This is a genomic window from Ruegeria sp. G2 (assembly GCF_056533505.1).
Genome location: NZ_JBQFON010000007.1, coordinates 130,172 through 142,100, shown reverse-complemented (window position 1 = coordinate 142,100; position 11,929 = coordinate 130,172). Strand labels below are relative to the sequence as shown.

The 11,929-nt window shown below is 54.7% G+C and carries 10 protein-coding genes; 8 read left to right on the top strand and 2 right to left on the bottom strand.

Going from position 1 to position 11,929, the window contains the following annotated elements; all coding sequences use genetic code 11:
- Window positions 1-67 precede the first annotated feature (67 nt).
- Entirely contained in the window at window positions 68-523 is a 456-nt protein-coding gene (locus ACR0DU_RS14270) for a MerR family transcriptional regulator (RefSeq protein ID WP_170394736.1), read from the top strand.
- Window positions 524-853: 330 nt separating this feature from the next.
- On the opposite strand, the gene ACR0DU_RS14265 is transcribed toward ACR0DU_RS14270, so the two are convergent.
- Window positions 854-1,495 carry a TetR family transcriptional regulator C-terminal domain-containing protein gene (locus ACR0DU_RS14265; protein ID WP_170542780.1) on the bottom strand — a complete coding sequence of 214 codons (642 nt, stop codon included), beginning with the start codon at window positions 1,493-1,495 and terminating at the stop codon, window positions 854-856.
- Between the two features lie 189 nt (window positions 1,496-1,684).
- Between ACR0DU_RS14265 and ACR0DU_RS14260 the strand changes: the two genes are divergently transcribed.
- From ACR0DU_RS14260 to ACR0DU_RS14230, 7 genes are all read left to right on the top strand, one after another.
- Entirely contained in the window at window positions 1,685-2,548 is an 864-nt protein-coding gene (locus ACR0DU_RS14260; RefSeq protein WP_170542782.1) for an ABC transporter permease, read from the top strand.
- Window positions 2,545-3,339 carry an ABC transporter permease gene (locus ACR0DU_RS14255; protein ID WP_010437472.1) on the top strand — a complete coding sequence of 265 codons (795 nt, stop codon included), beginning with the start codon at window positions 2,545-2,547 and terminating at the stop codon, window positions 3,337-3,339. Before ACR0DU_RS14260 ends, ACR0DU_RS14255 begins: the two co-directional genes overlap by 4 nt.
- Before the next feature lie 20 nt (window positions 3,340-3,359).
- Window positions 3,360-4,475, top strand: coding sequence for an ABC transporter ATP-binding protein (locus ACR0DU_RS14250; protein WP_480875457.1), 1,116 nt, complete (start codon window positions 3,360-3,362; stop codon window positions 4,473-4,475).
- A complete protein-coding gene (locus ACR0DU_RS14245) occupies window positions 4,472-5,527 on the top strand; it encodes an ABC transporter substrate-binding protein (protein ID WP_480875456.1) in 1,056 nt (351 codons plus the stop codon). The genes ACR0DU_RS14250 and ACR0DU_RS14245 overlap by 4 nt, the downstream gene beginning before the upstream one ends.
- 93 nt (window positions 5,528-5,620) lie before the next feature.
- A complete protein-coding gene (locus ACR0DU_RS14240; RefSeq protein ID WP_480875455.1) occupies window positions 5,621-7,687 on the top strand; it encodes an oxidoreductase in 2,067 nt (688 codons plus the stop codon).
- A gap of 8 nt (window positions 7,688-7,695) precedes the next feature.
- Window positions 7,696-8,895 (top strand): aromatic ring-hydroxylating oxygenase subunit alpha, encoded by a 1,200-nt coding sequence (locus tag ACR0DU_RS14235; RefSeq protein ID WP_480875454.1) that lies wholly within the window; start codon window positions 7,696-7,698, stop codon window positions 8,893-8,895.
- 25 nt (window positions 8,896-8,920) lie between these two features.
- Complete coding sequence (locus ACR0DU_RS14230) at window positions 8,921-10,489, top strand: trimethylamine methyltransferase family protein (protein ID WP_480875451.1); 1,569 nt, start codon at window positions 8,921-8,923, stop codon at window positions 10,487-10,489.
- 36 nt (window positions 10,490-10,525) lie between these two features.
- Here the strand turns inward: ACR0DU_RS14230 and ACR0DU_RS14225 are convergent, their stop codons facing one another.
- On the bottom strand, window positions 10,526-11,920 hold the full coding sequence (locus ACR0DU_RS14225; protein ID WP_480875449.1) for an aminotransferase: 1,395 nt from the start codon (window positions 11,918-11,920) through the stop codon (window positions 10,526-10,528).
- Between the last annotated feature and the right edge of the window lie 9 nt (window positions 11,921-11,929).

The window sequence follows — 11,929 nt, the reverse complement described above, 5'->3', positions numbered from 1 at the left end:
GCTCCTTTCGATTCGTATCACTTCAGTGTAGATACGATCTACAGCGACTGGAGGTTCAAGAGGCGACATGAAAGAATATTCCATCGGGCAGATGTCGCGCCGGACGGGTGTGAAGGTGACGACGATCCGCTACTACGAAAGCCGGGGCCTGATACCGGCACCGGCGCGGACGACAGGCGGGCAGAGGCGCTATGATGCAGCGGCGTTCGAACGCCTCGCTTTCCTCCGTCACGCGCGGGAACTGGGCTTCGGGCTCGATGACATCGCCGATCTGATGGCCTTGGCAGAAGCCCCGTCAGAGGATTGCGCACCTGCCCATGAGATCGCACGCAAGCAGCTCGCGGCGGTGGACCGGCGCATGACCATTCTCGCGCAGCTTCGGGAAGAACTGGTGCGGATGGCCAGTGCGGACGATCCAGGCCACGCCGGAGAGTGTCGCGTCATCGAGGTTCTGGGGGATCACCGGCTCTGTATCGGTGCGCATGATCTGCCGGACGGTAGCGCAGACTTATCCGGACGCTAGGCGAAATTCAGTTGCTTGTGACAACATCGACGGTTTCGTCGAAGGACCGAAAGCCGCCGTTGGCGCAGCCGCAGCGAATGCACGCTTTGTCCGCGAGGCAGCCTTTCGCACTCGTTCCAATGAACGGCCATCACTCAACCGGAGATAGCTTCACATAAAACCGCTACTGCGATGTTCGCGGATTGCTATGGCACATTCGTCAGCTTTGGGTTGCGGATAGCAGGTGGTTCAATTGAACTTTTTGCGTCCGTACTGTGCTTCAATCATGTTGACTGAAAGATGAGGATTGTCCACTTCTAAAGCAGTCAGATAGGAAACCTGTCGCAAGCTCTACTCAAACAACAAAGCGCCGTTTAGGTCAAAATGCATCGGGAACATTGCGCGCAGAAATCGAAAAACAATTCTCATTGCTTCGTCGCGATCAAATGAATCCGGGTGGAGTAGGTAATCGGTCCACATGCCTTCCAGCATTGCGAGTGTGCCGTGCGTGGCATCCCTAGCAACTTGATTAGGGTGTTCGGTTCCAGCTTCTTTCGCAATTCGAGCGAAAGCGTTGAAAACCAGATTACGAAGCTTGGCATCGCGGGTATCTGAAAACGCAGCGATTGCTGCTCTGTTTCGGGCCTCGCCACGAAACGCGTACCAAATGGAAACGTTTTTCTTATTGAGAATGGTCTCACTCAAGTCGCCCCGAACAATCATCTCGATATGCTCCTGCCCGGTTTGCCCGGTCGTTTCCAACAAGTCATAAATGCCATTGTAGTATTGTTCGGAAGAGTGGCGGGCGGCTTCGTCAACCAAGTTATCCTTGCCACCAAAATGAAGGTGAATCATGCCACGGGATAGCTCGGCGCGTTGAATGATTTCGCTGACTGAGGTCTCGGAAATCCCTTTCTCTGCGACCGAGTCGAGTACTGCCTCGATCAGGGAAAGGCGATTTCGTTCGCGTATTTCTTGTCGTCTTCCAGTCATTTGATCAGGCGTCTCTGTTTGTTTTCAGTCTCTTGCGGTGTCCTTTAGTGGCCGGTGTGAAATTGGCCAGCCCCGGTGGCGAAATTATTAGTTGACACAACTAGTCCAAAAATTCCAGATTTAAATGGACGATTGTCCATTTTGTTATCGACATGTCGCGCCACCGAAAACGAAGTTCAGAAGGGAAGCATGGCCGGAGTACTAAGAAGTGAAACGGGCAAGGGCCTGGCACTGAGCGCGCCTGCGACGCTTTATGTCGGCCTGCTTGTGGCTGTTCCGCTTTGCATTCTTGTCGCCTACAGCTTTTGGACCCAGACCTATGTCGAGATTGACCGCACACTGACGTGGGCGAATTACCAAGAGGCGTTCACCGACCCGCTGGTTCGGCATCTTATGATCCGCTCGGTTGCGATTGCGGGTGCGGTGACATTGGCAACGGTTTGTCTGGCCTATCCGATTGCCTACTTCATCGCGTTTCGGACACAGAAGAAGACCCTCTGGCTGTTGCTGATCACTATTCCCTTTTGGAGCAGCTACCTTCTGCGCGTGTTCAGCTGGAAGCTAATTCTTGGCTTCAACGGAGTGCTGAACTCAGCGCTGATTTCACTTGGTTTGATACAAGAGCCACTGACATTCCTGCTCTACAACGAGTTCGCCGTCGTCCTGACTCTCGCCCACGCTTGGGCGCCATTTGCGATCCTGCCGATTTATGTGTCGCTGCAAAAGATCGATCGCAGCCTGTTGGAGGCTGCAACGGATCTAGGTTGCAGCAAACTCGAAAGGTTTGTCCGCGTGACTCTGCCCCTCACAGTTCCGGGTATCATCGCGGCCTGCCTGATCATTTTCATTCCCACGGTGGGTGATTACGTCACTCCAGCCTTGGTCGGAGGTTCGCAGGGCAAAATGGTAGCGAACTTGATCCAGGTGCAGTTTGGCGCCGCCAACAACTGGCCGTTGGGTGCAACCCTCTCTCTGCTTGCCATGCTTTCGGTTGGCTGCGTTGCAATCGTGTTCGTGGTGGCCGTCACCGCATTGGGCCGGAGGATCAGATGACCAAGGTCATTCGTATCCCATGGTTGGCTGTTTACGCGATCGCCTATCTGGTGTTTCTGTATCTGCCAGTTCTGCTCTTGCCGCTGTTTTCGTTCAATGACGGAACCATCGTGGCTTTCCCTCTGAAGGGTTTTACGCTGAAATGGTACGCGCAGTTGGGTCAGCAGGACACGCTGCTACAGGCTATGGTGAATTCTCTGATCGTCGGCAGCGTGACTGCCCTGATGGCAACATCTCTGGGCCTCTTCGCAGCTCGCGCCTATGTTCGGTATCGTTTCGCGGGGCGTGAGTTGTCTGAGGGACTGGTCATGCTTCCACTGGTCATTCCCGGCATCATCGTGGCCAGTTCGATGTTGGTTCTGTTCATCAGCATCGGCTTGAAACCATCGCTGACCACCGTGATCCTCGGGCATGTGTTCGTGGCGTTGCCCTTTTCCGTATCGATCATGAAGTCTGCATTTGACGATTTCGACCAATCCTTGGAGGAGGCTGCATTCGATCTTGGTGAAAGCGTCGTGGGAACGTTTCGGCGCGTCACTCTGCCAATCGTCGCACCGGGCATCATCGCCAGCCTTTTGGTCACGTTTACCGTGTCATTTGACGAGTTCGTCCTGGCCTTTTTCTTATCTGGGAACAGCCCGACATTGCCGGTCTATATCTGGAGCCAGATTCGCTTTCCGGCAAAGCTGCCCAACACGTTGGCGCTGGGATCGCTGCTTTTGCTGTCTTCCGTTCTGCTGTTGTTGATTGCCGAATACTTCCGCCGCCGTTCCATCCAATCCTCCGATTGAAGCCAAAGGAAACAAGTAAGATGAGCGAACAGAACATCATCGAGATCAAGGGCGTCGAAAAACGCTTTGGTTCCTTTGTGGCTGTGTCCGATCTGAACCTGACCTTGAAAGAGGGAGAGTTCTTTTCGCTGCTCGGCCCTTCGGGCTGCGGAAAAACAACAGCCTTGCGCATCATCGCGGGTTTTCAAGATCACGAAGAAGGTGAGATCCGGATCGATGGTCGAACGATGGGAGAGGTGCCTGCCAACAAGCGTCCCACTAATATGGTGTTCCAAAGCTATGCGATCTTTCCGCACCTGAATGTCGGCGACAATGTTGGCTTCGGATTACGCAAGACAAAGCTCTCGCGAAACGAAATCAAGGAACGCGTTGCCGAGGCGCTTGAGATGGTTGAACTTGGCGGTTTGCAGGACCGCAAGGCCAATGAATTGTCGGGCGGTCAGCGGCAACGAGTGGCGCTCGCCCGGGCACTCGTCATGCGGCCCAAGGTGTTATTACTGGATGAGCCTTTATCCGCGTTGGACAAGAACCTGCGGGAAGCGATGCAATTGGAAATGCGCCGTCTGCAGCAAAAGCTTGGAATTACTTTCGTCATGGTCACGCATGACCAGTACGAGGCGATGACCATGTCCGACCGGATCGGTGTCATGTTTGCGGGGCAGCTCAAGCAGGTCGACAAGCCCGAGGTCCTTTATTCCCAGCCTTGCAACCGTGAAGTGGCCTCTTTCATCGGCGGAATGAACTTTCTGGATGCCGAGGTGAAAGCTGAGAACTCTGAATCGCTGGAGGTTAATGTTCAAGGATTTGGGCAGATGACAATCGGGGTGAACCCCAACGTTCAGGTGCACGCTAAAGAGCTTCTGGTCGGCGTCCGGCCTGAGCAATTGGAGATCAGCGCCGAAAAACCGGATGGTTACGATGCTATTGTTCAGGGCGAGGTGTCGGACGTCGCCTTCTATGGTGAAAGCGTCCACTATTATGTGCGGGTCGATGGTTTGAAGGACAGCATAGCCGTTGCCGTACCGAACTACTTTCACACAGTCGATCACAGCAGGGGCGATACCGTCTGGCTGGGCGTTCAAAGCGCCTCGGTGATCGACTTGGGTAAACGTGAATCTTTGGGAGGAGAGAAATGAGTAAAATAGCATCACTTACGGCAGCATTGGTTGCCACCTTTACGGCCAGTCAAGCTCTCGCCAATGCCGCTGATCTGACCGTGTTTGACTGGTCCGGATATGAGGATCAGGGATTCTACGGCGACTATGTCGAAAAGTACGGCGGCGCGCCCAGCTACACCTATTTTGGCAGCGTGGAAGAAGCGTTCACCAAGCTTCAGTCTGGGTTTGAAGCCGATTTGGCACACCCCTGCACAGACGCCCTGAGAAAATGGGTAGCGGCAGACATGATCAAGCCAATCGACACCAGTAAGCTGGAGAATTGGGACAAACTGATGCCCAAGATCAAAGAGGTCGACGGCATCACCATCGACGGGCAGACCTACATGGTGCCTTTCGAATGGGGCAACACCGGCCTTATCTATCGAACCGATATGATTTCGGCTGACGATGTTTCGCTGCAATTGCTTGCCGATCCCGCCTATCAGGGCAAAGTCGCCATTCCGGACGCCGCTTCCAGTGCCTTTGCAATGGCGGCATTAGCAACTGGCGCTTCCAGCTATACCGATATGAGTGACGAGGAGTTTCAAAAAGCAGGGGACTATCTGCGGGCGATTCATCCGAATGTGCGCTTTTATTGGTCTGACGCCGGCCAACTGGATCAGGCAATTGCCAGCGGGGAGGTCACGCTGGGTTGGGGATGGAACCAATCGGAACTGAACCTGATCTGGAACGAAACCCCAGCGGTCATGATGCGTGATGTGGACAAAGGCATCGCAACTTGGGTCTGCGGTTATGTGCATCTGAAATCTGCCAAGCAGTCGGATGAGCAAGTCTATGACATGCTGAACGCGCTTAGCTCTGCCGCAAGCGGTAAATACATTATCGAAAGCTGGGGATACGCCCACGCCAACGAGGACGCGTTTGCCCAAGCTGACCCGGAACTGATCGAAACCTACGGGTTCTCGGATGTGGACAGCTTCTTTGAAGGCAGCCTGTTTTTTGACGCGGTAAACCCTGAGCTGGAAGCCAAGATGTTGAAGGAGTTCGAGCGCATCAAAGCTGGCTTCTAAGGACGCCTATACAACATAGCGGGAATGGTGGGGACGTAGGAACCCTTCCATTCCCACCAAACTATTTCCGAATTTCTTGGAGGAAGCGCGGCAATGTCAGGCGCTGAAGGATACTCTGTACTCTTCGAACCGGTTCAAATTGGGCCAGTGACGGCTCGAAACCGGTTCTATCAGGTGCCCCACTGCAACGGCATGGGGCACCTGCGACCGCAGGCCGAAGCCGCCATGCGGGCAATGAAGGCCGAGGGTGGTTGGGCTGTTGTTTCTAATCAAGAGACGGAAATTCACCCGACTTCCGACCTGTCCCCCTTTGCCGAAAACCGACTTTGGGATGAACGGGATATCCCGGCGCTACGTCTTATGACCGATGCGGTGCATGGAAAGGGCTCCTTGGCGGCCATTGAATTGGCTCACAATGGCCATCATGCGCAAAACCATTTGAGCCGGGCACCTTTGTTGGCGCCGTCAGAACTAGCCTTGCAAACCGCCTATCCCAAGCAGGCTAGGGCGATGGACAAAGCGGACATTCGCGAATTCCGCAAGTGGCATCGCGCTGCGGCTCGTCGTTCGCGCGAAGCAGGATTCGATATTGTGTATGTTTATGCCGGGCATCACATGACCCTGCCGCATCATTTTCTGCTGCCACAGTTCAATGATCGGACGGATGAATATGGAGGTTCGTTGGAGAACCGGGTGCGTCTGACCCGGGAGATTCTGGAAGAAACCAAGGAAGAGGTTGGAGATGATTGCGCCATTGCCCTTCGGTTTGCGGTTGATGAAATGCTCGGGTCAGAGGGGATGCAAGCGCAGGAAGAAGGCCGTGCTGTAGTCGAAATGTTGGCCGAGCTTCCAGACCTTTGGGATGTTAACGTGGCGGATTGGAGCAACGATTCCGCGACGACCCGGTTCGAGCCCCGCGACGGCTTTCAGACCTCATATATCGAGTTCGTGAAACAGGTGACCTCCAAGCCTGTTGTGGGCGTCGGGCGTCTTACGTCTCCGGACTTGATGGCGTCACTGGTCAAGAAGGGCGTCCTTGATTTTATCGGCGCGGCGCGACCGTCCATCGCTGATCCGTTTCTGCCCAACAAGATCAAGGAAGGTCGCATCGAAGAAATCCGCGAATGCATTGGTTGTAACATCTGTGTTTCATCTGACTCTCTCGGCGTCCCCATACGCTGTACTCAAAACCCTACTATGGGCGAAGAGTGGCGGAGGAAATGGCATCCTGAGATCATTGAGCGTCGGGTGAAAGAAGAAGCTGCTCTTGTTGTCGGCAGCGGACCAGCCGGACTTGAATGCGCCATGCAATTGGCGCGGCGAGGCTACGAGGTAACTCTGGCTGAGGCAAAGCAAGAGCTTGGCGGCCGTGTGCTGCAGGAAGCTGGCCTGACCGGGCTGTCCGCTTGGAAGCGCGTGACAGATCACAGAATCTACGACCTGCAACAACGCGGAAACGTTCAGCTGTTCACCGACAGCCCTTTGTCAGCCAGTGAAGTCGTCGAGCTGGGTATTCCGAACGTTTTTGTTTCAACTGGCGCAAAATGGCGACGAGACGGGCGCGGGAAATCTGCATTTCACGGTGTATCAATCGGTTTAGGTTCTCGGGTTTTTACTCCAGATGACATTATGACCGGGGTCGTGCCGGAGGACGGCCCGGTTGTGGTCTACGATGATGATCAAGCCTATCTCGGTGGAGTCTTGGCCGATCATTTGGCTCAAGCTGGGCGAGAGCTTTTCTTTGTAACACCGGCCTCACTAGTTTCGCCGTTTACCGAATTGACGTTGGAGCAGACTAAAGTGCAACGAAGTCTGTTGGAAAAAGGCGTTCACCTGAACCTGTCCCAGACCTTGGCCAATGTCGCGCCGGGTCAGGTGACATTGCAGTGCGTCTACACGGGACGAGAGAATTCCATTGAATGCAGCTCCGTCGTGCTGGTGACGCAGCGAATGCGAGAGACCACCCTTTACGACGAGCTTTGCGGTACGAATGCGGGTTTGCTGAATACGTTGGAATTAATCGGAGATGCCGCCAACCCTGGCTTGATCGCGGATGCTGTATATTCGGGTCACATGGCTGCCCGAAATTTCGAACGTAACGCAGACGACATCGACCGCGAATTTTTCCGCCGGGAACTCGTTTCCCTTGAACCTGTGTGAGGTGCGCCATGCCAAAAGACGACTTGCAAGTAATGCGCGACTTGATGGACGCGCAGCGGGAAGGCTTCGCCTTGCCACGTCACTTCTATACGTCTCAGGCAGTATACGAGAACGATATCAGTACGTTCTGGAATCGTAACTGGATCTGGGTCGGTCATGTTAGTCAGGTCGCTGAACCGGGCGACTATTTCCTGTTCGACTATGGGCCCGAGTCCATCATTGTCGTTCGGGATCGCGAGGGGGAGGTGCGCGCGCATCTGAACGTTTGCCGCCACCGGGGATCGCGGGTTTGCATTGAACGGAAAGGCAAGGCACGCAATTTCATCTGCCCCTATCATGCGTGGACTTTTGACCTGAACGGCAAGCTACGAAACGGACGATCAATGGGGTCGGATTTCGACCCGGGCCAATACGGATTATTCCCGGTTCAGGTGAAGATATTCCAGGGCCTGATATTTGTCTGCGTAGCTGAAGACGCCCCGCCGTTAGATGCTGCGTTGGAGCGGTTGGCCCCACTGTCAAAACCGTTCGACTTTGAAAACCTGAAGGTCGCTCATGAAGCCTCATACCCGGTTCCAGCAAATTGGAAACTGGCGTTGGAGAATTACCTGGAATGCTATCACTGCGCCCCGTCTCATCAGGACTATTCGCGCAGTCATTCGTTGAAGGATCCTGCTCAGGTTCTGGAGTTCGGCGGGGCTCTTCATGAGCGGATGGGAGAAGTCGGAGTTCCCTTGGAGGAGCTAGACCTGACCGGAGAAAACGCGCTCGCGCCGGGTGCAGATGTCTATTGGCGCCGCTATCCGCTGTTTCCCGGCTATGTGACCGGCAGCAAAGATGGAGCGCCGCTGGCGCCGCCTTTGGGTGAACTGAAAGGTCACGATGGCGGTGCCACCGATCTGGGGATCGGGACACTGAACTATTTCCTTGTTTATGCAGATCACGTTGTTGGCTACCGGTTCGTCCCGCGCGCCCTGCAGGAAACGGATATTCAGATCGTCTGGTATGTGCGCGGCGACGCTCAAGAGGGTCGTGATTACGATAAGGACGCGTTGACATGGCTCTGGCATGTCACTTCGCTCGATGATGAGCGGATCATACGGCACAATCAGGAAGGCGTGAACTCCCACCACTTCGTGCCAGGACCGCTGTCCGAGATGGAATGGAGCATTCCAGGCTTCTATCGCAATTACTTCAGCATGATCTGACACGCTCAGAATTCGGAGAAATACCATGACAGAGTTAACGAAGCGCAGATCAAGACGGCGCGCGGGTGGACGTGAAGCACGAGCCGCCGTGCGAACCAGCAACGTCGCTTCGCAAGCGATCTGGCCGGGCATTTCGGGTGGGCGCTACAAGCCCCTTTCAGACGCTGACATGTCGCGCATTCATGAAGCCGCCCTCGGCATTCTGGAGCGTACGGGTGTCGGCGATCCAACGCAGGAAGTTCTTGATCTCGTGCTGCCTAAAGGGGCGGTGGTGAACGAGCATGGTAGGCTGTGCTTCCCTCGCGCGTTGATGGAAGACCTTCTGGCCAGGGCGGCCAGCGAGTTTTATGTCCATGCGCGCGGATCTCGGGCCGGTAAGGACGATATGCACTGCACCAAGGACAAGGTGTATTACGCAAACTCCGGGACTGCCGTTACAACTTTCGACGCGGAGACTCGCAGTTACCGGCCGTCAACGCTCAAGGACATTTACGACTTTACCCGATTGGTTGACCGGCTCGACAACATCCACATGACTGGTGATACGGTTCTGGCAACGGATGTGCCGCAGGACTACGAGCACGATATGAGCATGCTCTACGCCATCTTGGCGGGTAGCGAGAAGCCATCTTGCCTTACGTTCCGTACGCGCGAGCATATTCAGGACGCGATCCATCTGTTCGATCTGGCGTCTGGCGGGGAGGGCAAATTCCTTGAAAAACCCTCGGTGATTTTTGGTGGGTGTCCTATCGTTTCACCACTCAGATTCGGGCGGGAAAATCTGGAAATACTGATTGATACGGCGAAGATGGGGCTTGTCTGCGATCTTGCGGTCCCGCCGCAAGCTGGGGCTACGTCTCCTGCACCTTTGGCTGGCACGCTGGCACAGGCGGTGGCAGAGACCTTGTCATGTGTGGCCATCGCCAATTTGATCAATCCGGGGACCCCGGTGGTCTTTGCAGCCTGGCCGTTTATCACTGATCTGCGCACTGGATCGTTTACAGGCGGCAGTGGCGAACAGGCGTTGATTTCAGCCGCTGCTATTCAGATGGGCAATTTCTACAACCTGCCGACCAGCGTCGGATGTGGTATGACCGATTCCAAGATCCCCGATGCACAATACGGTCTAGAAAAAGCGCTGACCTTCGCTTTGGCGGCCCATGCCGGGGCGAACCGGCTCTGCGAATTTGGCGGAATGCTCGGTAGCTTGATGGGCTGTAGCTTTGAGTCGATGGTAATCGACAACGAAGCTGCGGGCATGATCTCACGAACACTTCGCGGGATCGAGGTGAGCGACGACACGCTTTCGGTCGACGTCATCCATGAATGTGCAATCGACCCCGGGCATTTCCTCGGCAACGCTCAAACCTTACAGTACATGGAAACCGAGTATGTCTACCCGTCCCTGTTGGACCGAGAGCTGACTGATACCTGGGAGAAAGCCGGTCGTCAGGACATGTTCGAACGTAGCCGATCCGTTGTGGATGACATTCTGTCCAATCACTACCCGAATTACTTTGGTAGCAAGGCGGATGAAGAGGTTCGGTCTAGGTTCCCGATCAAATTGCCACGTGAGGTAATGCACGCTGGGTAAGCGCTGCTAAAGGACGGGCAGGCTTCGCGGTTGTGCCTAAGCTTTGAATACGCCTTGGCGCGTCAGGTCGTCGGTTGCCAGCCGAATTCCTTTTTCAAGGATGTCAAACATCTCGTTTAACTCGCCCTCCGTGATGATCAGCGGAGGGGAGAACACACACATGTTTACGATGGGCCGCAGGATCAGCCCGTTTTCCTGGCAATGGTGATCAATCATCGCACCAACCGACTTATCTAAATCCAATAAATTTTCGGCTTCTGCATCCGCAACGCACTCAACGCAGCCAACCAGACCCATTCCACGGGCATCACCGACCAGCGGCAAATCGGCCAGAGCCTGCAGGCGCTCTTCGAACAACGGAGTGATCGCGCGGACATGTTCCAGAATGCCGTCGCGTTCCATGATCTCGATGGTTTTCAAACCTGCTGCTGCACTCACTGGATGGCCGGAATAGGTGAAGCCGTTTGAAAACGTAGCGTTCTGTGCGTTGTCTCCGCTCACATCTGCAATCAACCGTTCGGAGATGATGCAGGCTCCCATGGGTATATACCCAGACGTCATGCCCTTGGCGCAGGTGATGATATCAGGTTGAATTCCAAAGACGTCTTCGGAGGCAAACCAATGTCCAAGCCTCCCGAATCCGGTCACGACTTCGTCTGAAATATAAAGGACATCGTATTTCCGGCAGATTTCCAGACAGCGCTGATGATATCCTAGCGGAGGCACAATGACGCCACCTGAGCACAATATCGGTTCGGCGATAAAAGCAGCGACCTTGTCTGCGCCGGCCTGTAGGATCATGTTTTCCAGATCCGCTATTTTTTCGTCCAGAAAGTCGTCGACCGTCTGATCGGTGCGACGCGAATACGGATTCACATTCGGTAGGAAGCGCGTCAGGTGACTTGCCTGGTCCAACCACCCCTTGTCGCGCTCTTTTCCGGAAACTGAGGCCGCCAAATAAGTCGATCCGTGATAAGCTTTCTGTCGCGATATCACGATTTTCTTTTCGGGTTTTGCCAGCAGGTTATTGCGAAACTGTACAAACCGCAGTGCGCTGTCTACGGCCGTTGAACCACCTGTCGTGAAGAATACATGGTTCAAGTCACCAGGCGTTCTCTTGGCGATTTCATGTGCCAACCGAGCCGGAGTTGAGTTGGCGTTGTTGAAGGGCGAAAAATACGCCATCTCTTTCGCTTGCTGAGCCATCGCATCGGCGATCTCGGTGTTTCCATAGCCTAATTGAATGCACCACATGCCAGCGGGGCCGTCTATCAGGCGCTTTCCGTCCTCTGTCACGACGTGAACGCCAAGCCCACTTTCGGCGAAGGTCCGTTCGTTTTGGCCAAGATATGCCATGCCTTCCCACGGGTGCAGAAAGTTCTCGTTGTCCCAATTGCGTATGGATTGAAAGTCGGAGTTCGAAAGGGTCATAGGGCACCG

What these genes read in the sequence shown, in the direction of transcription:
- ACR0DU_RS14230 (WP_480875451.1), top strand. Translation starts at nt 8,921, where the DNA reads ATGACAGAGTTAACGAAGCGCAGATCAAGACGGCGCGCGGGTGGACGT.
- ACR0DU_RS14265 (WP_170542780.1), bottom strand. Translation starts at nt 1,495, where the DNA reads ATGACTGGAAGACGACAAGAAATACGCGAACGAAATCGCCTTTCCCTG.
- ACR0DU_RS14270 (WP_170394736.1), top strand. Translation starts at nt 68, where the DNA reads ATGAAAGAATATTCCATCGGGCAGATGTCGCGCCGGACGGGTGTGAAG.
- ACR0DU_RS14255 (WP_010437472.1), top strand. Translation starts at nt 2,545, where the DNA reads ATGACCAAGGTCATTCGTATCCCATGGTTGGCTGTTTACGCGATCGCC.
- ACR0DU_RS14240 (WP_480875455.1), top strand. Translation starts at nt 5,621, where the DNA reads ATGTCAGGCGCTGAAGGATACTCTGTACTCTTCGAACCGGTTCAAATT.
- ACR0DU_RS14250 (WP_480875457.1), top strand. Translation starts at nt 3,360, where the DNA reads ATGAGCGAACAGAACATCATCGAGATCAAGGGCGTCGAAAAACGCTTT.
- ACR0DU_RS14260 (WP_170542782.1), top strand. Translation starts at nt 1,685, where the DNA reads ATGGCCGGAGTACTAAGAAGTGAAACGGGCAAGGGCCTGGCACTGAGC.
- ACR0DU_RS14225 (WP_480875449.1), bottom strand. Translation starts at nt 11,920, where the DNA reads ATGACCCTTTCGAACTCCGACTTTCAATCCATACGCAATTGGGACAAC.
- ACR0DU_RS14235 (WP_480875454.1), top strand. Translation starts at nt 7,696, where the DNA reads ATGCCAAAAGACGACTTGCAAGTAATGCGCGACTTGATGGACGCGCAG.
- ACR0DU_RS14245 (WP_480875456.1), top strand. Translation starts at nt 4,472, where the DNA reads ATGAGTAAAATAGCATCACTTACGGCAGCATTGGTTGCCACCTTTACG.